The 21,577-nt window shown below is 38.1% G+C and carries 16 protein-coding genes and 1 pseudogene; 12 read left to right on the top strand and 5 right to left on the bottom strand.

Annotated elements, in window-relative coordinates; genetic code table 11:
- Both ACTBZY_RS19350 and kbl read left to right on the top strand, forming a co-directional pair.
- Positions 1–283: pseudogene (locus ACTBZY_RS19350) on the top strand (NAD-dependent epimerase); the annotation flags it as partial.
- A 3-nt stretch (positions 284–286) separates the two neighbouring features.
- The gene (gene kbl / locus ACTBZY_RS19345; RefSeq protein WP_463048014.1) at positions 287–1,471 is read left to right on the top strand and encodes a glycine C-acetyltransferase; all 1,185 of its coding nucleotides are present in this window, start codon (positions 287–289) and stop codon (positions 1,469–1,471) included.
- A 95-nt stretch (positions 1,472–1,566) separates the two neighbouring features.
- Here kbl and ahcY read toward each other — a convergent pair whose 3' ends face one another.
- Positions 1,567–2,883, bottom strand: a complete 1,317-nt coding sequence (ahcY, locus tag ACTBZY_RS19340; RefSeq protein WP_463048013.1) for an adenosylhomocysteinase — start codon at positions 2,881–2,883, stop codon at positions 1,567–1,569.
- 247 nt (positions 2,884–3,130) lie between these two features.
- On the opposite strand from ahcY, the gene ACTBZY_RS19335 reads away from it, so the two are divergent.
- Complete coding sequence (locus ACTBZY_RS19335) at positions 3,131–5,359, top strand: T9SS type B sorting domain-containing protein (protein WP_463048012.1); 2,229 nt, start codon at positions 3,131–3,133, stop codon at positions 5,357–5,359.
- Here ACTBZY_RS19335 and ACTBZY_RS19330 read toward each other — a convergent pair.
- On the bottom strand, positions 5,352–6,641 hold the full coding sequence (locus ACTBZY_RS19330) for a UDP-N-acetylmuramoyl-tripeptide--D-alanyl-D-alanine ligase (RefSeq protein ID WP_463048011.1): 1,290 nt from the start codon (positions 6,639–6,641) through the stop codon (positions 5,352–5,354). The genes ACTBZY_RS19335 and ACTBZY_RS19330 overlap by 8 nt on opposite strands.
- Before the next feature lie 74 nt (positions 6,642–6,715).
- Between ACTBZY_RS19330 and ACTBZY_RS19325 the strand changes: the two genes are divergently transcribed.
- The 3 genes from ACTBZY_RS19325 to ACTBZY_RS19315 are packed head-to-tail and all read left to right on the top strand — an operon-like array spanning position 6,716 to position 9,465.
- Complete coding sequence (locus ACTBZY_RS19325) at positions 6,716–7,204, top strand: methylated-DNA--[protein]-cysteine S-methyltransferase (RefSeq protein ID WP_463048010.1); 489 nt, start codon at positions 6,716–6,718, stop codon at positions 7,202–7,204.
- Positions 7,205–7,255: 51 nt separating this feature from the next.
- A complete protein-coding gene (locus ACTBZY_RS19320; RefSeq protein WP_463048009.1) occupies positions 7,256–7,459 on the top strand; it encodes a hypothetical protein in 204 nt (67 codons plus the stop codon).
- A 53-nt stretch (positions 7,460–7,512) separates the two neighbouring features.
- Positions 7,513–9,465, top strand: a complete 1,953-nt coding sequence (locus ACTBZY_RS19315; RefSeq protein ID WP_463048008.1) for a T9SS type A sorting domain-containing protein — start codon at positions 7,513–7,515, stop codon at positions 9,463–9,465.
- On the opposite strand, the gene ACTBZY_RS19310 is transcribed toward ACTBZY_RS19315, so the two are convergent.
- Positions 9,458–10,924, bottom strand: coding sequence for a leucyl aminopeptidase family protein (locus ACTBZY_RS19310; protein WP_463048007.1), 1,467 nt, complete (start codon positions 10,922–10,924; stop codon positions 9,458–9,460). The genes ACTBZY_RS19315 and ACTBZY_RS19310 overlap by 8 nt on opposite strands.
- Before the next feature lie 145 nt (positions 10,925–11,069).
- Between ACTBZY_RS19310 and ACTBZY_RS19305 the strand changes: the two genes are divergently transcribed.
- The 4 genes from ACTBZY_RS19305 to ACTBZY_RS19290 all read left to right on the top strand — a co-directional run bounded on the left by ACTBZY_RS19305 (position 11,070) and on the right by ACTBZY_RS19290 (position 12,922).
- The gene (locus ACTBZY_RS19305) at positions 11,070–11,687 is read left to right on the top strand and encodes a hypothetical protein (protein WP_463048006.1); all 618 of its coding nucleotides are present in this window, start codon (positions 11,070–11,072) and stop codon (positions 11,685–11,687) included.
- Positions 11,688–11,825: 138 nt separating this feature from the next.
- A complete protein-coding gene (locus ACTBZY_RS19300; RefSeq protein ID WP_463048005.1) occupies positions 11,826–12,233 on the top strand; it encodes a hypothetical protein in 408 nt (135 codons plus the stop codon).
- Positions 12,234–12,336: 103 nt separating this feature from the next.
- The gene (locus tag ACTBZY_RS19295) at positions 12,337–12,624 is read left to right on the top strand and encodes a hypothetical protein (RefSeq protein ID WP_463048004.1); all 288 of its coding nucleotides are present in this window, start codon (positions 12,337–12,339) and stop codon (positions 12,622–12,624) included.
- Positions 12,614–12,922, top strand: coding sequence for a type II toxin-antitoxin system RelE/ParE family toxin (locus tag ACTBZY_RS19290; RefSeq protein ID WP_463048003.1), 309 nt, complete (start codon positions 12,614–12,616; stop codon positions 12,920–12,922). The genes ACTBZY_RS19295 and ACTBZY_RS19290 overlap by 11 nt, the downstream gene beginning before the upstream one ends.
- A gap of 65 nt (positions 12,923–12,987) precedes the next feature.
- Here ACTBZY_RS19290 and ACTBZY_RS19285 read toward each other — a convergent pair whose 3' ends face one another.
- Positions 12,988–13,638, bottom strand: coding sequence for an RDD family protein (locus ACTBZY_RS19285; protein WP_463048002.1), 651 nt, complete (start codon positions 13,636–13,638; stop codon positions 12,988–12,990).
- 93 nt (positions 13,639–13,731) lie between these two features.
- Positions 13,732–16,701 carry an FAD-binding and (Fe-S)-binding domain-containing protein gene (locus ACTBZY_RS19280; RefSeq protein WP_463048001.1) on the bottom strand — a complete coding sequence of 990 codons (2,970 nt, stop codon included), beginning with the start codon at positions 16,699–16,701 and terminating at the stop codon, positions 13,732–13,734.
- A 584-nt stretch (positions 16,702–17,285) separates the two neighbouring features.
- On the opposite strand from ACTBZY_RS19280, the gene ACTBZY_RS19275 reads away from it, so the two are divergent.
- Both ACTBZY_RS19275 and ACTBZY_RS19270 read left to right on the top strand, forming a co-directional pair.
- Entirely contained in the window at positions 17,286–20,300 is a 3,015-nt protein-coding gene (locus ACTBZY_RS19275; protein ID WP_463048000.1) for a SusC/RagA family TonB-linked outer membrane protein, read from the top strand.
- Between the two features lie 19 nt (positions 20,301–20,319).
- On the top strand, positions 20,320–21,577 hold a 1,258-nt coding region (locus tag ACTBZY_RS19270), incomplete at its 3' end, for a RagB/SusD family nutrient uptake outer membrane protein (protein WP_463047999.1).

The following is a 21,577-nucleotide window of genomic DNA, read 5'->3' as shown; positions in this document are numbered from 1 at the left end:
ACTTATGAGTGTTCCAAAATCTCAAATAAATATCCGAACTTCATATAATCTCTCGGGGCTTAGTTTTAGTCCGAACGATCTGTTTCAAGAAATAAAGAAGCACATTCCCGACTTTAAGATCGTTTTTGAACCTGATTTTAGGCAAAAGATAGCCGAATCTTGGCCTAGAGAGATAAATGATAAAGAAGCAAGGACGGATTGGGGCTGGAAGCCTACTTACACATTACAATCATTGACCGAAACAATGATATCCAAATTAAGTCAAAAATTAAAACCCATTTGATAGATGTTTAATAAATATAAGAAATTCTACGCCGAAGAAATTGAGCAAATAAAAGAAGCTGGTTTATATAAAACCGAGCGAATAATCAGTACACCTCAGGCGGCCAAAATTACCACGGGGAATCAGAATGTACTTAATTTCTGTGCGAACAATTATTTAGGTCTATCCTCTAATTCTGAGGTTATTCATGCAGCCATAGAAGCCACCAATACACATGGATTTGGTATGTCATCCGTTCGTTTTATTTGTGGAACTCAAGATATTCATAAAGAACTTGAACAAAAGACCGCAGATTTTCTGGGAACAGAAGACTGTATACTTTATGCCGCTGCATTTGATGCAAATGGTGGTGTTTTTGAGCCTTTACTAGGATCAGAAGATGCCATTATTTCAGATGAACTAAATCATGCCTCTATCATTGATGGCGTAAGATTATGCAAGGCCGAAAGATATCGGTATAAAAATAATAACATGGAAGACCTAGAGGCACAACTAAAAGCTTCTAGTCATTGTAAGAAAGTGTTAATTGTTACCGACGGTGTCTTCTCAATGGATGGTTCAATTGCACAGCTAGATAAGATCTGCGATTTAGCAGATCAATATGGAGCCATGGTCATGGTGGATGAATGTCATGCCACCGGCTTTGTAGGAAAAACAGGACGCGGAACTATCGAATTAAAAAATGTGATGGGTCGAGTTGATATTATCACAGGCACTTATGGAAAGGCTCTAGGCGGAGCTTCGGGTGGCTTTACGGCAGCACGAACAGAAATCGTAGAACTTCTAAGGCAAAAATCAAGGCCTTACCTTTTTTCTAATACGCTGGCTCCGAGTATTGTAGGAGCTAGTATTAAAGTATTAGATATGCTTCAGTCTTCTACCGCACTTAGAGATAAATTAGAATCTAATGCTCAGTTTTTTAGAAATGAAATGACAAAAGCAGGATTCGATTTGCTTCCTGGCGAGCATCCTATTATCCCGATAATGCTTTATGACGCAAAACTAGCTCAAACTTTTGCTGCAAAATTATTAGAAGAAGGTATTTACGTTATTGGTTTCTTTTTCCCTGTAGTGCCTAAAGGCAAAGCGAGGATAAGAGTACAAATTTCTGCGGCTCATGAAATAGAGCATTTGGAACGGGCCATAGCTGCTTTTACAAAAGTGGGGAAGGAACTTGGTATTATTTGAGACCGTTTGAGAATAAGCAAACCGTGTAATAGCATAAAAAAAACGCTAGTCTAAAATTTAGACTAGCGTTTTTAAATGTCAAAAATTGACAAATATTAATATCTATAAGCATCAGGCTTAAATGGCCCATCTACCGTGACACCGATATATTCAGCTTGCTCTGCAGATAACTTCGTAAGATTTGCACCTACGTGAGCTAAATGGAACGCCGCAACTTTCTCATCTAAATGCTTAGGCAATACATATACTTTGTTTTCATAAGCATCTGTATTATTCCAAAGCTCTAATTGAGCCAACACTTGGTTAGAAAAAGAACAAGACATTACAAATGATGGGTGTCCTGTGGCACATCCAAGATTCACTAAACGTCCTTCTGCCAAAATAATGATATCGTTTCCGTTAACATTATAAAGATCTACTTGTGGTTTAATTTCCACTTTAGTATTTCCGTGTGTTTTATTCAACCAAGCCATGTCAATCTCATTGTCGAAATGACCAATGTTACAAACAATGGACTTGTCTTTCATTGCTTCAAAATGCTTAGGCTGGATTATATTATAGTTACCAGTAGCCGTCACAAAGATAGAAGCACGCGTAACGGCCTCTTCCATAGTAACGACTTCAAAGCCTTCCATAGCAGCTTGAAGTGCACATATTGGGTCAACTTCTGTAACCAATACTCTACATCCAGCATTTCTTAAAGACTCAGCAGAACCTTTTCCTACATCACCAAAACCTGCTACTACAGCCACTTTACCTGCTAACATTAGGTCCGTTGCTCTTCTGATAGCATCTACTAAAGATTCTCTACAGCCATATTTGTTGTCAAATTTAGACTTCGTAACAGAATCGTTAACATTGATAGCTGGCATTACCAAAGTACCTTTTCTTTCTCTTTCAATCAATCTGTGAACTCCGGTAGTGGTTTCTTCAGATAAACCTTTGATACCTGCCGCTAATTCTGGGAATTCGTCCAATACCATGTTAGTCAAATCTCCACCATCATCAAGAATCAAATTCAATGGTTTTTGTTCTTCACCAAAGAAAATGGTTTGCTCAATACACCAGTTAAACTCTTCCTCATTCATGCCTTTCCAAGCATACACAGGAATACCCGCAGCGGCTATTGCAGCAGCAGCGTGATCTTGCGTAGAGAATATATTACAAGAAGACCAAGTAACATCTGCTCCTAATTCTACAAGCGTCTCAATCAAAACGGCAGTTTGGATAGTCATGTGAAGACATCCAGCTATTCTAGAACCCGCTAAAGGCTTAGAAGGACCATATTCTTTTCTAATTTCCATTAGACCTGGCATTTCTGCTTCGGCTAATGTGATTTCTTTTCTACCCCAATCTGCCAAAGAAATGTCTTTGACCTTGTAAGGAACATAAGTTTTTGATGCTACAGACATATAAAAGTTATTTTATCTACAAAAATTAGTAATCACTAAACAAATTCTCTAAAACGATGGCAAATTTACGTTTTATTACCTATAAAATCAAACTTTTATGTTATAATTCTCTATTTTGCACAAGGGTACTTTCCAGCTAAAACGCCTGCTTTGTCGTATATATAGGATGCATAAAGCCCTTCAGGCATACAGGTACATCTGTTTTGAAAGCTTAGATTTACAGTAAACAAACCTTACAAAGCTCCAATTGAAAGTAATTGCTTCCATTTTAGTTTGCATATTTTGCTGTGGTTTTGCCCATGCTCAGCGGGAAGACATGCATGCGAACCATTGGCTTTTTGGAAGCTCCGTCAGTATGAATTTTCCTATGACAGAAAACCCGGGCAACTCTACTTTAAATAACATGAACACCGAAAAGGCAAGTATGACCTATGCGGATGCAGAAGGAAATCTACGCTTGTATTCAAACGGAAGTCGTGTATGGAATGCCAACGGCAACGTGATACCTGGAGCAGAAAACCTGGTACGGGCTTTTGACCCCTCTTACCCAGGCCTAATCGTACCCATCCCAGAAAGGGAGGAAGAATTTTATGTTTTCTCGGTCGATGACTTCACCGGTAATAATAATCCCGGCACCGTAGTCTTTCCCATTTTCTATTCGCTCATTGACTTAAAGGCAAATGCAGGAGAAGGCCAAAAGATTGGCGAAACAAAATTACTTCTAGATCAATCTTCATATGGTTTAACCACTGTGAAACATTGCAATAATATTGACTATTGGCTGATACTACACAGTGGAGAAGGCAACACTTTTTTCACCTATTTGATTTCAAAGGATGGTATTCAAACAGATGAACCTATAGAAAGTAAACTAGGAATTCCCTTTGCTGGCTCTTCATTGGGACTTCAGCAAGAAATAATAGCTTCTGAAGATGGCAAAAAAATAGCCATAACAAAACCCGCTAATCCAGATGATGGTTTTATAGAAATTTTCAGTTTTGATAATTTGACTGGAAAAGTTATAAGAAGTATAACCACCTATAATTCTTTGAAAAAAATAAAAGGAGCGGCTTTCTCTCCTAATGGAGCTTTCATTTATGCTTCCCTCTATGTCAATCAGAGAAGTGCTGTTAATGGATTCGTGAACGATTATGAATTACTCCAGTTCAGAACATCCTATGCTCCTGCCTATAAAAAGGTCCTTGCCGAAAAATCTTTTACAGGTCAAAGTCAACAAGGTTTGGGAGAGTTTTTAGTGGGCCCTGGGTCTTTTGGGAACCTTAAGCTTGGTCCCAATGGTAAGATTTATTTGGCACATATAGACGACAAATTCTTATCCGTTATTAACAACCCAAACAATGAAGGGACGGGCTCCAATTTTACTTATAGAAACTTTAGTTTGAACGGAAAAACCGGAAAGGCCCAGCTGCCATATACCGTATCTCCAAGTTTTAAGGTACCAAATGGTAAATTGATTTTTCAGTCCGACAGTCTAGCTTGTAACCCAACCTTGAAAGTTGAAGTAAGTAACGCTGCCAATACTATTTTTATTTATCAGTGGACGAAAGACGGTACAGGCATTGATGGAGCAAACTCCGAATCAATAAAAATTACACAAACAGGAAATTATGAGGTACAAATTACGGCTGACTGTCAAGTAGTTTGGAGCGACAGTAAAGCTATAAAAATTGAAATAGAAGTACCTCCACCCGCTAACGACGCTGTATTTACGTACTGCCAAGGTGCAGAAATTAGCCCTTTAGAAGCAAAGGGGAAAAATCTTAAATGGTATGATGAATTGTCACTTTCAAATGTTATCAGTACAGAACCGCTATTTAGTCCGAGCATAAATGCTAATGTGACAGGAGTCAAATCCTTTTATGTCACGGAAACAACTTCTGGCTGTGAAGGAGTTGCCGCAAAAATTGACTTAAACATTACGGAAAAAGAGACCATTTCCTTTGTCAACGAAAGTCTAAGCCCTTGTTTAGAAGATGGATATATTGTAGGCCTTCCACTTAAAGAGCAACCAAAATCAAGTATAAATTGGTTTTTCAATAATACACTGATAGCAAACACAACAACGCTGGAGGCAAAGTCTTACGGAACGTACATTGCTCAAATTGGTGAGGGAGCCTGCTCTTCCTCAGACACCATTCAGGTACTAGATGGCTGTTTTAGGGTTTTTATACCAACGGCATTCACACCCAATGGCGATGGCATAAATGAAAACTTAGAACTCTTTGCCAACGGTCTATTTAGTTTTGATTATCAAATAATAGACAGAAGAGGCCGAGTGATGGTGACCGAAAAAAATCAAACCTTCCAAGGCACAAAGTTAATTTTATGGGATGGCCAATATCAAAAAGCTCCTGCACCCATTGGGGTTTACCAATATTTCATAAACGCCAGATTTGATAGTGAGGGCGGAACTATACTCAAAAACAAAAATGGTAGAATTAGCCTAATTAGATAAAGTCAAGGAGCGTTTCCAGCTTCACTCCCCTACTACCTTTAATCAAGATGGCTTTATTTTCAAATTTCTTATCGTTCACCCAATTATGTATAGAAAACTTATCTGTGAAATAAAATGCCATAGGTAAATGCTTTAAAGCAAACTTCATATGCTCTCCAAAAAGCACAACCGTTTCAAAATTTCCTTCGGCCACTAATTTTCCTAATGCCTCATGTTCTTCCTGCGAGTACTCTCCTAATTCAAACATATCACCTAAGAAAACCACCTTCCCATTAGCTGTTTCTAAGTTCATAAAGTTCCTTAAAGAGGCTTCCATACTAGATGGATTAGCATTATAGGCATCTAAATAAACAACATTACTGCCCTTTTCCATCATCTGAGAGCGGTTATTGTCTGGTGCGTAATCTGCTAATGCTTGGCAAGCAACATCAGCTTCGACGTTGAAAAACCTTGCAATAGCATAAGCTGCTTGAATGTTATGAAAATTGTATTTTCCAGAGATTTTAGCCTCGTATGTTTTTTCTGTTTCAGCACAAGACCAAGAAACCACAGGGCTTTCCGACTTCATTTCTAGCAAATGATTCGTTTTGCCATGATAGATAACCTGCGTCATGGCTCTTTCTTTCACCATACTACACAGTGTAGGGTCGTTTTCGTTTATAAAAGCATAACCGTTTGATTCTTTCAAGTAGTCAAGAAGCTCCCCTTTACCTTTCCTCACACCTGCTATTCCGCCAAAACCTTCTAAATGTGCCAAACCAATATTGGTAATTAAACCATGGCTCGGTTCCGCTATCTTAGATAGTGCTCCAATTTCCTTCTGGTGATTTGCCCCCATTTCTATAATGGCAATCTCGGTATCCGCGGGCAGAGAAAGTAAGGTTAGTGGCACACCAATATGATTGTTCAAGTTACCCAAAGTGGCATGAACCTTATATTTAGAAGAGAGAGCTGCTTTTAGCAATTCCTTATTGGTGGTTTTGCCATTAGAACCCGTCAAACCTATTACAGGAATGTCAAACGTTTTTCTATGATGATTTGCTAACAATTGCAAAGTCGCCAATACATCATCCACCAAAATACATTGGTCGGAAGTGTTATAGGCCTCTTCATCAATTATAGCATAATTGGCACTAGCGGCAATGGCCCTTTCAGCATATTCGTTACCATTAAAATTATCTCCTTTTAGAGCAAAAAAAAGGTCGTACTGCTCAATTTTCCTAGTGTCTGTACAAACCTTGTTGGAGTTTTTAAATCGCTGATATATTTCTTCTATGCTCATAAAATGATTGCTGCTAATCTTTGCCCCAAAGTTCGCTTAATTTTTCTAATTTGAAGATTCAATACTTTTAATAAATGTCCAAAACCTTCACTTCGTATTTTGAAAGCCCTATCGGATCCTTGGAACTAAAAACCAGTGAAGATGCTGTATTGGCAGTAACGTTTGTGGAGCATCCTGAAAACACCGATACCGACTTACAAGAAATAGCGAAAGAATTAGCCAAACAGTTAAGAACCTATTTTGAAGGTTCTCTTTTAGAATTTAATTTAAAACTAGACCCACAAGGCACCGACTTCCAAAAACGCGTCTGGAAAGAATTGACAAATATTTCTTTTGGCAAAAATGCTTCCTATTTAGATATGGCCAATAAGCTTGGCGACCCAAAAGTCATTAGGGCTGCAGCATCAGCAAATGGTAAAAACCCAATCTCCATCATTATACCCTGCCATCGAGTAATTGGAAAAAATGGAAGCCTGACTGGCTACGCCGGTGGTCTACATAGAAAGAAATGGCTTCTTGACCATGAGAACAGATTGGCAAATGGCGTTTTGGAATTGTTTTGAAATTCTGAATTCCACACCTATTTTTGCTACCGCTTAAAAAGCTCCACAATTATGAAATTTAAATTCCTTTTACTTTCCTTTTTTATTACTTGTCTTGTGTTGGATTCTGTAGCACAAAATGACTCAGTTCCTCAAATGGAACCGCCAACTATTACCAAATTAGACTATTTAGGCCGCTGGTCTAGACAGTTAAATTATACCCTTAGAGCCACTTACACTGTTCTAAAAAATGATGAGACAGATAAGTGCTATTAAAAAATGATTTCCGAATTGAAACTGACCCTAATTCTGGTTCTCGGGACGTTTTTATGTATTCAAGCTTCATTTCGGTTAATGACAAAACGCACAAGCAAGGATATTTATTCAGAAGGCCTCGGCTTGGAAATTATACCAAATCTGTTTTTCTGAAAACGAAAAACGATTTCCTATTTCTTTTTGATGCCATAAGTGAAACTGATAGCTGCCTAGTTTTAGATGAAAACCTTCAACTAAAAAGTAAAGTAAAGCTTAATACCATTGGTCTTCTTGATGCCAAAATAGTCGGTGATAAGATTTTCACGGTCACAAATGACCGCGAAATTGATAAAACTGTGGTTAGCGTATACACTACTAACTTTGAATTTTTACAAAGCTTCGATTTATCCGGACGAACCAGTCAAGTATTTGCAACTGAAAGTAATTTAATTGCTGTAAAAAACAACTCAATAAGGATTATTTCAAACGAACTTGAATTAAAGGAGGTTTCATTGCAAGCAAGTTCTTGGATTCAAAAAGAAGAAATGATTTTGGGATTAAAACCTGAGGCGAACTCATGGCTACTTAATACCAATTCTCTTGAGCTAATAGATTTAGGAGTAGCCCCAACTCAAGCTTTTTGGAGCAGCAATGGTTACTTCCTGGTATCTGAAAGCTCCATAGGCAAATACGATGAAAACAATTCGGAGGAATATAACTTCCTCATTCCTCAAGAGTCTGGTTTTAACAAACCTTCCATTGAACTCCATCATGATATTTTTCTTTTATCTTATGCTTCTTCCACGCCTTTAAATAATGATAAAAAATTTAAGCTTCTAAACTCCCAAGGAAAGCAAATCTATTCTGAAGACGCCATTTTGTATTCAAATAATCCATTTACTCCAAGTCTTTCAAAATTCAATTCAGGAGACCTATTATTGAATAGCCCATCTGGTTTAATAAAACTCAACGCTCAAGGTGATGTGATTTGGGATAAGAAATTTGTGGACAGAAACAAAGCGTCTATTTTCATAAATGCTGATGACTCTTTTTCCATGCTTTTGGATCATGACTTATATGATGTGCTCGCCCAGTTTGAAAATGATGATGCACGATGTAGATATCAAGCCATCAATTCTGTCCCTGAAACACTTTGCTCGGCAGAGGAGTCGACGGGTTATCACCAAGCCGTTGCCAAGATGGAAGGTAATCTTCCAGCAATCTCATGGTATAGCACTCTTGGCTCTAGCTCACTTATACAATCATATCATGGTTTAGATATAGATTTTATTTGGTATAAAGATGGCATTGTTGATTCTAGCCAATTTAAAATAACCAGCAGTTATGGAAAAGACACCACAAGCTATTTTATAGACTTGGTGCCAAACTCAACTTATAAGGTAGAGGTTAAACAAGGTAACTGTGCCTTAATGAGCGATGAGGTATTCTTTAGCTATGCTGATAATAATGAAATAATGCAGCCAAGTATCACTACCAACCCAGAAGTGATCTTTATTGGCAACACTGTGAAAATTTCTGGAAGCTGCGAAAATTCGTATTTTTCTGGAGGTTATCCTGGACCATTTCCATATCCAAACAATTTCAAATTCGAAACGCCCACAAATGACACAACTTATTCCATTAAATGTGCGAAAGATTTCGCTCGAATAGATGCTGTTTTTTGGGAATCATACGGTGACCATCATTATTTCGGATCTTTTGGCTATTGCCTCTCCGACACGGTATCTGCCAACGTAATAGTATATGATCCCAAAAATGTCTTAGCCTCAGAAAACGAAAAACTCTCCATAAGAATATATCCAAACCCTGCCCAAAATTATCTGGATATAAAAACACCTCAGAATTTACAGTTAAATGGTTTGGATATTATAAACTCAAACGGAGTACTAATGCAATCTGTTAGTCCAAGAACAAGAATCAAACTAGAAGGCTATTCCTCTGGAATCTATCATGTTCGCTTTAAGTTCTCCGACCATGTAGCTACTAGAAAATTCGTTATTAACTAGTTGGATACTTCTCCATAAACTCGGTTAATAATCGCACACCATAAGCTGTTGCCGAGCCACCTTTTGAGAATTCTCCTTTATGAAATGCTGTACCAGCAATGTCTAAATGTGCCCAATTTGGATGTTGATTGGTAAAATATTCAATAAACTTACCTGCCGTTGTGGCTCCTGCATATGGACCACCCAAGTTTTTGATATCCGCTACATCAGAATCTAATTCGGACTTGAAATCATCCCAAAGCGGTAGTCGCCATACTTTTTCACCTGTAGCATCAGCTGCTTTTTCTAATTGAGCCGCCAGTTTATCGTTATTAGTCATTAAACCAGATGCCACATGACCTAAAGTTCTGATACAGCTTCCGGTAAGCGTAGCCAAATCTATCATTACTTCTGGCTCAAATTCCGTAGCCATATAATGAACAGCATCTGCTAATATTAACCTTCCTTCAGCATCTGTATTGATTATTTCTATGGTTTTTCCTGCATAAGAATTAATGACATCACCCGGTTTGATAGCTAAAGCATCCACACAGTTTTCTGTGATGGCTACTATACCTACGAGGTTAACATCCAGTTTCAATTTAGCAGCTAATTCCACCGCACCAATAACCGCAGCAGAACCACCCATGTCCATTTTCATGTCCTCCATGCCGTTTCCTGGTTTTAAAGAAACGCCACCGGTATCAAAAGTGACACCTTTTCCTACCAAACCTACTTTCTTTGCATCTTTAGAAGACTTATACTCCATCACCACCATTTTGGCTGGCCTGTCTGCACTTCCTCTTCCTACGGCTAATAAGGCATGGAATCCCATTTTTTCACAGGCTTTTTCGTCGTAAACGGTCACTTTGAAGCCGTTTTTCTTACCCGACTTCTCTATATAGTCCGCCATCATTTGGGGTGTTTTATAGTTTGATGGGGCATCCACCAGTCCCATGATATTCATCTGGGTTTCGGCCGTCGCCAAACCGCGAGCGATACGCTTACTGATTTTCTCTTCTTGGTTTGCTGTTACCCAAAAACTGAACTTGGTTCCGTTATTGAAAACATTGGTCTCTTCCTTTTCACGTGTTTTCAACATGCCTATTTCATAAGAAGCAAGGCTAATTCCATTAGCAATCAACTCTGCTAGTTCCGCATTTCCTTTTAAGTCAACGACGATTTCACCACTTAGTTTCTTCTTATTGTTTTTAAACAAAGACCTGAATGCATTGATAACCTCTTTACTTGTTGGGTTTTTCCCAAGACCGAAGAAAATAACTTTACTGTATTTTTTGCGTGGCGTAGACACTATCAAGGTTTCTTTAGTACCTGCCGAAAAGCTATTTCCAAGCTCCTCCATTTCATAACCAATGAGCTTTGCTCTCTTGATTAATTGCTCCTCCAATTTATCATCTTTAATAAATGGGATGATTAGCGTATTGGCAGATTCGAGTTGAGTGATGGTCTTTATTTTCATTTTTTGTCTTTTTCTGGAATTGGGTTTCAAATTTAGACAGTTTTGTACTAGTTACCCGCATTTAATAATTTCTATTTGTGCACACAACACCTAACGAACTTTACCCTAAAAAGCATAGCTTTACAGTTATTGAACTCACACTAAAATGAAACACATTGTCAGCATCGTTTTCGCTCTGCTTTCAATTACCACAGCCCATGCACAGAAAAATTTACGTGCAACTTATATTAATTTGCCGCCGTTAATCGCTACATCTATTGAAGTGGGACAGGAGTATTCTTTTAAACAGAATAGGGCTTTTGACTTTGCCGCAGGAATAGTAATCAACAGCAATCATTTAAAACAGTATCATAAAGCGGGAACGTCTTATGAAATATCTCAGCGATCTGGGCTTTACTTCAAAGTTTCTAAGAAATTTATAGCACGAAAATTCGAAGATAAACTGGGCCCATATTTCGGTGTTTTTATAAGCAACGGATTGGGTTTTGAAAAAGGATTTTACCAGCCCTACAAACCATACCCAACCCCTGGCGAAGGTGAGAAGGCAAGTAAATTTTCTTATATCAATGGATTAGGAATAAGTCTTGGTATAAATCCCCCCAAAAACAGGCCATTTGGCCTTGAGCTTGGTATACAAGCAGGAATTAGCCCTTTCAATAATCAATTAGAGAGCTTCAAATATACCCCAGGTCTAGGAAGAAATTTAATGGGTTTTTACCTTCAAGGAATATTGAAATTTAGGTTTCAAAGGGTGGCTGACTGAGTCTTTTGACTTTCAATTTGCAGGTTTTGCTTATTGAAATCTTGCAATCTGAAAGTTAAAGTTTCAGATTGCAGGAAAAACAAATAATAATCCCCTACTTTTTATTAATTATATTCGAATCTAAACGAACCAACTCCAATGCTTAAAAAAATACTTTCTCTTTTTGCTCTAGCTATACTAATCGGCTTTTCAGCTTGCCAAAACAATGAGGGAAAAGAAGAAGAGTCAATTCAGGAAAATGCTATAGAAAATGATAAACCTTCTGAAAGTGAAATCAAAAAAGGTTTACTTGACAAAACCGTGTATTACACGCCAATAGATGAAGAGCAGACTAAATGGACATTCGTTGACCTTTCTGAATTTCTTGAGATGAGAATCATAGAAGAAAAACAAGACGAAACCTATTGGGAAGCAAAAATCGACTTCGATTTAGAAGACTATAACACAGAAATAAAATATTTCATGCAGGGTCTAATCCAATGCAAGAAGGATGGCTCAAAGTGGGAGGTAAGCAATTTTAAGGTGCTTGAGTATAGGATAGTGTAAGTGGTTTGAAATCAATAACAAAGAGTTGTTCTAACAGAAAAAGCACCGCCAACTGTAGTGTTACTGCAGTAATTCGTTATATTTGGAACACAAATTCAAACAAATGGCAAGAATAGATTTAAGTGAACCTTATGAATTATACCTCAAAAAACAGGTAGATTCTGGATTGTACCGTTCCATAACTGCGGCAGCTGAAGACGCAATACGCAAACAAATGATGGAGGACGAAAAACTAAGAATAGCCTCTATCTATGCTGCAATAGCGAAAGGCGAAGCTTCTATAAAAAGCGGTAACGTAATTCAATTTTCCGAAAACCTTATGAAAGAGATTTCTGACAAAGCAAGACAGAATTCACTTACTGGCAAAAAGGTAAAAGGGGATGTCAGATAACATTTATGTTTTAAATATATCCCAAGATGCCTACGATGATTTAACTGATATCCAACAATATACCGTTGAAACCTTTGGAGAAAACCAATTGATAAAGTATCAATCCCTTCTTAATGAAGCATTAATGTTGATTAGTTCAAATCCAACAATTGGTCATGGCAGACCAGATATCCCAAACGAATATTTAGCTTGGCCAGTTGGCGAACATATTTTCATTTATAGAATAGAGGACTCCATTATTTATTTAGTAAGAGTGCTTCATAATAGAATGGATTTTCGATTTCAATTTACCCTCTAATTTAAACTGACGATATATTGATCTTAGTTTTACCCCGTAGATTCAAATACCAAAAAAGTTAGCCTCTATTTCTTCAAGATTTCATCTTTAAACTTTTCATATTCCTCTTGACTCAATGCCCCTTTTTCTTTTAAATCAAATATTTCATTCAGTTTCTTTAAATCACTGTTTGTGATTTTTGAACGACTAAAGAACCTCTTGGTTAAAAATATCAAATGTCTAAAAAATGAGCTTATCTCTTTCCCAAAAAATGAGCTCTGTCCTTCTTCATAATATGTGAGGTCTACCACTTTAGTTTGGCAAATTAAATTATGAAACCCACGAGGTCTAGCTCCTAAATACGAGAAAAGGGATAAAGGGATAATTCTAAGACGGTTTCTAAAGAAGGAGACAAAAAAACTAAGACGAGATGTTTTTTTTAGCTGGGTTACCTTAAGCCCAAATATGTAGTTCCCTAAACTTCTTCCATTTGTAAAAAAATCTATTATCGAAACAAACAATGACAATATCAAGAACCCTAAAATACCATTATAAACACTGGAATCATTGCTTTTATCTCCGTCAAAAAAGTAAAAAAAATCAGTGAACCCACATACTTGATATGCAAGCTCCACAGCAAGAGTACTCGACCACTTCTCGACCTCCGAACTGACAAATACCTGTACAAGCAGGATTATTAACCCAACCGATAACATAAGATCTATAACTCTCGACAACAACTGCTTATACCATATAGCAACAGGTTCGGGTTATATACTATTTGACTCAAAATTCACATGTTCCATTAATATTATGCTTTATATAACCTCTCACCTCAAAGCCCCCCAAAGCACCTCCACAGGATGCAAAGCCTTCCTACCTGTTCCATCATGAATTTGGTGACGGCAGCTGGTTCCTGGTGCGGCTATGATGACTTCTTCTGGCTGCTGACGTACCGTTGGAAACAATACCAACTCCCCTATTTTCATAGAGATATCATAATGCTCTTTTTCGTATCCGAAAGAACCGGACATACCACAACAGCCACTCGGAATTAGCTGGACAGAATAGTTTGGCGGCAACGACAACATTTTCTTTGTCGGTACCATAGAACTCACCGCCTTCTGCTGGCAATGGCCGTGCAATTTTATAAGCCTTTCTTCGTCTGTAAATATGGACTTATCAAGTTTCTTTTTATCGATTTCTCTGGCAATAAACTCATCTATCATCAGAGCATTTTTTGATAGTTTCTCTGCTTTCGCAGCCAACTCTTCATTCACCAGTTCTGGATAATCATCTCTAAAAGCCAAAATACAAGATGGCTCTATACCTATTAAAGGTGTCTCTTCAGAAATAAGCTCGTGAAGCATTTCAACGTTAAGATTTGCTCTCTCTTTTCCTTCGTCTAGCATTCCTTTTGACAAATACGGTCTTCCAGAATCCACATGGTCTGGAATTACGACAGCGTAACCTAATTTTGACAAGAGCTTAATGGCTGTTTGACCTATGGTTACATCGTTATAATTGGAAAACTCGTCACAGAAAAGATAAACCTTGCCTTTGTCACCATTTTGAAATTGCGAAGCATTTTGATCATACCATTTTTTCAAGGTAGTTTCATGCAATAATGGCATGGTACGGTCTGGGTGAAAACCGACAACCCTATTGGCTAACCTTCTGATAGGCTCATTCTTAAAAAAGAAGTTATAGGCACTTGGCATGAGAGCACCCAACTTGCTCATTTTAGCAAAATTGGCTATCATTTTTGACCTTACAGGCACCCCATTTTTCTTCTGATAATGGTACATAAACTCCATTTTGAGTTTCGCCATATCCACATTACTTGGACATTCAGATTTACAACCTTTGCACAGCAAACATAAGTCTAGTACTTCTTTTACTTCTTTGCTATCAAACCTGTCTTCTCCGTTTCCAGCAATGGCATCAAAAGAAACTTTTCCGTCTTCTCTGGTCAATGCTTCCCGAAGGATATTTGCTCTAGCTCTTGTGGTATCTTTCTCATTTTTAGTAGCCATGTAACTCGGGCACATGGTGCCTCCGCTTATTTCAGTTTTCCGGCAGTCCCCAGAACCGTTACATTGCTCTGCATGCTGTAAAATATCTTGGTCTTTAAACCTGAAAATGGTTTCAAATTTCGGTGTAATTTGTCCTGCCTCATAACGAAGCATCTCGTTCATAGCGGGCGAATCCACTATTTTATTGGCATTGAAAACGCCCTTTGGATCCCAGGTATATTTGACTTTGCGAAGCAGCTGATAGTTCTTCTCCCCTATTTGTTGAGGAATAAATTCTGCTCTCAGTCTACCGTCACCATGCTCGCCAGAAAGAGAGCCTTTATATTTCTTAACTAAATCTGAAATGTCCTGAGCTATTTCTCTGAATTGCTCTTTTCCCTTTTGTGTTTTCAAATTAAGAATAGGTCGCAAGTGAAGCTCTCCACTTCCGGCATGAGCATAATGAACCATATTGAATCCCTTAGAGGCCATCAAAGCATCAAACTCAGCTATATATTCTGGCAAATCATTTACATCTACCGCCGTATCTTCAATGACTGGAACTGCCTTTTCATCGCCGGGCAAATTAGACAATAAGCCAAGCCCGGCTTTTCTTAATGTCCACACTTTGGAAATATCATCTCCAAACAAAACAGGAAAATGATAACCATATCCAGCGGCTCTCATTTCTGCTTCCATTTGTGCCGCCTTTTCCTTTACAATTTCAATCGTTTGACCAAAAAGTTCAATACATAATAGTGCCGCAGGGTCTCCCTCCACAAAAAATCGATTGGCCATTTGCTCTTTATTGGCCTTGGTACATTCTAAAATATAATTATCCATAAGCTCCACGGCAGATGGGTTATATTTTAGTGCTATTAAATTGGCTCTTAAAGAATCGTCAATGGTCTTAAAATGTCCAGCGACTACTCCTTTATGTTTGGGTGGCAGATCATTGACATGAATTTTTATCTCGGTGATAAAAATCAATGTCCCTTCTGAACCTGCTATTAGCTTACAAAAATTGAAATCATTATTTGAAGAAGGCGTGAAAACATTCGTTTCTAAAAGCTCATCAATGGCATAGCCTGTATTTCTTCTAGTGATACTTCTTTTAGGAAACTGCTCTCTTATTTCCTGTGCAATCTCCTGATTAGACAGTATTTCAAAAACCTGAAGATAGATTTTGTCTTCGAGCGATTGCTTTGCCGTAGGAATTACCCTTTTACTTTCAATTATCGCCTCAAACTCCTCTACGCTTATTTTTTTAAACTCTACAAAAGAGCCATCGCTTAAAAAGCCCTTTACAGAAAGTAGATGATCTCTAGTGCTACCATAGATAATAGAGTTAGATCCGCAAGAATTATTACCCACCATACCGCCAATCATGGCTCTGTTTGCGGTACTGGTTTCTGGGCCAAAATATAATTCAAAGTCTTTTAAATGAACGTTTAATTCATCCCTAACCACACCTGGCTGTAGCCTCACCCAAGTTTCTTCTTTATTAACTTCAAGGATTTTAGTGAAAGTTCTAGAAACATCAACCACTATACCTTTACCCACAACCTGACCCGCCAATGACGTTCCAGCCGTTCTAGGAATGAGTGTTACTTTCTTTTTATTGGCGAATTTTATCAAAATTTTGATATCCTCTTCGTCTTTAGGGAAGGCAACTGCCAGTGGAACTTCTCTATATGCAGAGGCGTCTGTAGCATATAAAGTCTTGGTAATGTTATCGTCTAAAAATTCGCCTTTGAAGTTATCCGTGATTGGGCTGAAGTCCATGTAATAAGTGTCCGTTATATTTCCTAAAGCAAATGTATTGCTAAAAAACTAGACACTAAATAATCTATGGCAATACCTAAAGATTTATTTTAAATTCTTTGCCTATTTAAACTCAACTAGACCACAGTCCATCTTGAGCGACTTCACTTTTATCTTTCACTTTTTCCGAAGATAAATCTTAGGAGTTAGATAGAATGTAAGAAATAATACCATCATAATTGGAAATAAGTAATCCTTTCTATTCTATAAGTAATCCTTTCTATTCTAAAGGAAGATGCTCCACTGATTTCGGCAATCCCTTTTCGTTTTTTTTAAAACACGTCCACTATTCTACATCATTGGTAACTGCCATTTCTCAAAATTCTAAAGAAAATCCTTGAAAATATTCAATTTTCGCAATCGTTTGCGGAAAATTGCAACCGTTTGCAAAGACTTTTTACAGAAATAATATGATTTTAACAAGGCTAATTTTGCCGCCTGAGCAGTTCTTTTTGTAGGTTTGTTAAGCAATTCAACGCATTAATTAACCTTAGTCGATGTTGACTTGTCTCAATCTATAACACATTTTAAACTTAATTTAACTTATGATGAACCAGCTCTACCAATCAAGCTTGAGCCAGCTCCAAAAGGGCAAAAAGTTAATGTCCACAATGGTGGTAACAGCTTTTAGTCTTTTCATGATTTCATTCTCTGCTTTTTCTCAAAACATCACTGTTTCTGGAAAAGTAATTGACGAAACAGGTGAAGGAATGCCGGGTGTAAGTGTACAAGTAAAAGGTACTACTACAGGTGCCTCTACAGATATTAGTGGAACATACAGCATTAGCAATGTACCCTCTCAAGGCACTTTAGTTTTCAGTTTCGTAGGAATGCTAAGCCAAGAAATATCCATTCAAGGTCGCTCAAAAATCAACGTAACATTAGCCAATGATCAAAAGCTTCTTGATGAAGTGGTGGTCGTAGGATACGGTACCGTGAAAAAGAAAGATGCCACAGGTGCAGTTGCCGCTATTGGAGAAAAGGATTTCAACAAAGGTATCATTACATCTTCTGAGCAATTAATGCAAGGCCGTGTAGCTGGTGTAGCCATCACTCAAAGTAGTGGTGAGCCAGGTGGTGGAATTAACGTTAGAATTCGTGGTACATCTTCTGTAAGAGCTGGTAACGGCCCATTATTCGTAGTTGATGGTGTTCCTCTTAGTGGTGGTGATATTACAGGTAGTGGAAGTGCTGGTGGATTAGGTAGCTCTTCGGCTCGTAACCCGTTAAACTTTCTTAACCCAAATGACATCGCAAGTATTGATATCCTTAAGGATGCATCTGCAACTGCCATTTATGGTTCTCGTGGAGCAAACGGTGTTGTGTTAATCACGACTAAAAAAGGAACGCAAGGAAAAGGTACTATGGATTATTCCGTATCTGTGGGAACGAGTAAAATCACAAAGAAATTCGACTTATTAAGTGCAGATGAATTTGTTGCAGCTGGTGGACCAGATAATGGTGGTAGCACTGACTGGCAAGACGAAGTACTTCGTACTGCCATCACTACACAGCATAATCTTTCTTTCGGCGGCGGATCTAACGGAGACTCTTATCGTTTTTCTGCAGGGCTGTTAGACCAAGACGGTATAATCAATAATTCTGGCATAAAGCGTTATTCTGCGTCTTTTAACGGAAACAAGAAAGTCATTAACGACAGGTTAAACATTGGTACTCAGCTAAACATAGCCAATACCGTAGATTCTGGTGTTCCAGTAACAACCGACTCTGGTTTCTCAGGTGACTTATTGGCGGCAATGTTAAAATCAAATCCGACAAATAATGTTAGAAACCCTGATGGAACATTTAAACAGGTTTCAACAGTAGAGCCTAATCCAGCAGCAATTATTGCTTATAGTAATGACAAAACCAATACTATTAGAGCATTAGGAAACTTAAATGCTGAAGTCCAAATTATGGATGGTTTAAAGTTCAAAACAGTTGTTGGATTTGACCGTTCTCTTTCTTCTAGAAAAGCGGCTTTCTCTCCCTTATTAAAAGCGGCTCAAATTGAAAATGTTGGTCAAGTTTACTTTACAGACATTGAAACCAACAATTCTTTATGGGAAAACTACTTTACTTATGACAAAGAAATGGGAGACTTTACTTTCAATGGTTTAGCGGGTTATTCCTATCAACGTTTTGAGTATTTCTCCAAAAACTCGAACGCAACCAACTTTAGAGTTGATGATTTAGATTTAATGGTAAACAACGTTTCCTCAGCTGATAATTCAAAAGGATTCGGTAGTATCATTAACGGTTCAAATTCCAATGTTGATGAACTTCAATCTTATTTTGGTAGAGTTAACTTGGGTTTCAAAAGCAAATACTTGATAACTGCTACGGTACGTGCTGATGGTTCTACCAAATTTGGTTCTGGTAACAAGTATGGTGTTTTCCCATCTTTTGCGGGTAAATGGCGTTTAATTGAAGAGGATTTTGTTCCTAAAAATGTATTCTCCGATTTAGGTCTTAGATTAGGATATGGTATCACGGGTAATCAAGAATTACCTCACAACCTTTATCAGGAAAGAAGACGTTATGGAAGTGCCGGAATAAATAATAGTAGTTCTATTAATAACGGTGGCTTCAGTACGGTTGCTTTCGCAAACCCAGGTTTGAAATGGGAATCAACGAAACAATTCAATGCTGGACTTGACTTCGGTTTTGCGGCAGGTAGACTTTCTGGTTCCCTAGATTATTACTACAAAAACACCAATGACCTTTTATTCCAAGTATTCTCTGCACAGCCTGCTCCATCACCATTCGTGTGGCGTAACCTTGATGCAGACGTAATCAACAAAGGTCTAGAAATTGCCTTAAACGCTATCGTTGTTGATGCTAACGATTTCGAATTCGAAATCAATGCAAATGCTGCATTTAACAAAAACGTGGTAGAAAACTTATTAGGTGTTTATGACACTGGTGCTATTAATGGTCAAGGTCTATCGGGTGCATTTGCTCAGCGTATTGCTAGTGGGCAGCCATTGTTTGCATACTTCTTAAGAGAGTTTGGAGGCTATGATGTAGAAGGAAACTCAATCTACCCTAATGGTGACTTCCAACAGTTTTTAGATGGAGCTAGCCCAAACCCGACCGTAACGGGTGGTTTGACCACTAACTTCAAGTATAAAAACTTTAGCCTAAGTGCGTTTTTCAACGGTGTGTTCGGAAACTATATATATAGTAACACCGCAAACGCGTTCTTTACTAAAGGATCTTTTGCCAATGGTCGTAACGTAACTAAGGATGTAGTAAATAGTGAAGAAGGGCCATTAAATGCTCCTGACGTATCTACCCGATTCTTAGAGAAAGGAGACTTCGTACGTCTTGCCAATGTTAATTTAGGTTATACCGTAAATACGGGTAAAAACAGTGCTATAAGTAGCCTTAGATTTTTCCTTACTGGACAAAACTTAGCATTATTTACAAATTATTCAGGTCAAGATCCTGAGGTTAATACCAACAAGCAGATTAACGGTATTCCTAGTTTCGGTATTGACTATACAGCATATCCAAGAGCTAGAACATGGACTTTGGGTGCTAATATTTCATTTTAATTTAAAAAATCTTTAATCAATGAAAAACTTAAAAAGAATATCCACTTTAGCACTCTCGTGTTTTGTGGTTTCGGCACTAGTTTCGTCATGTACGGATCTAATGGTAGAAGAAAAGGATTCTCTGGTAGTTGAGAGTTCAGGTGGTAGTTTTGTAGCAGGAGATGCTGGAGCTCTTTTAGAGGGTATATACAACGGTCTATCTTCCTATACCGACCAAGGAAACACTTACTCTCTAAACCAACATACATCTGCAGAGATGATCCCTCCTACTAGAGGTGTGGACTGGGGAGATAATGGTGTATGGCGTACGCTACACAGTCATACATGGGATGCTACGCATCCACAAATTTTGAACTCATGGAATGAACTTAACGGACGGTCTTACACTTGTGAGCAAATTTTGGCCTCTAACCCATCTCCAAGCCAAGCTGCTCAGGCAAAAGCATTAAGATCATTCTTCATGTCTCAAATTATGGACCTATGGGGTCAAGTTCCAAGAAGAACTGTAGACCAAGGAATTGATGATCTTCCAAATGTAATGTCACGCTCTGAAGCATTTGATTTCATAGTTGGCAATTTAGAAGAAGCTCTTCCTGCTTTACAACCTAGTGCTCCTGCTACCATAAATTCTAAAATGACGCAGCCTGCTGCTCATGCTTTATTAGCCAGACTATATTTGAATAAGGCCGTGTACAAGTCTGCAAACGCTGCAGGCCCATACACCTTTGACAATGCAGATATGGCGAAGGTGATTACCCATGCAGATGCCGTTACAGCAGCTGGGTTTAGCTTAGATTCAGAATTCTTTAATCCTTTCACAGACCAAGCGTCTCCAGAAAGAATTTTTACAACCGAAGCAAACGGGGTTCCAAGAAATCGCTGGATGATGACCATGCATTATGATCAAGGGGGTTTTCCTGCTGAGCGTGATGGTCCATGGAATGGTTTCACAACCTTAGCAGATTTCTATGACACATTCGAAGATGGTGATCTTAGAAAATTTAAAGACGTGGGTTCTAACAAAGGATACGGTGGATTAAACAAAGGATTTTTGATTGGTCAGCAGTACAGAGAAGATGGTACCGAAATAGTTGATTCTCGTTCTCTTAAACCTCTTAAATTCTCTAGAGATGTTCCTTTAGCTGGTGCCGCCACCGAAAAAGGTATACGTGTTATTAAATACCATCCAACAGACAAGGGTGTGTATATATTACTTCGCTATTCTGATGTATATCTCATGAAAGCAGAAGCTCTAATGAGAAGCGGTGACAATGCAG

Source organism: Arcticibacterium sp. (assembly GCF_055134445.1).
The sequence above is the reverse complement of the archived record's forward strand: the minus strand, read 5'-3'. Positions and strand labels throughout refer to the sequence as shown.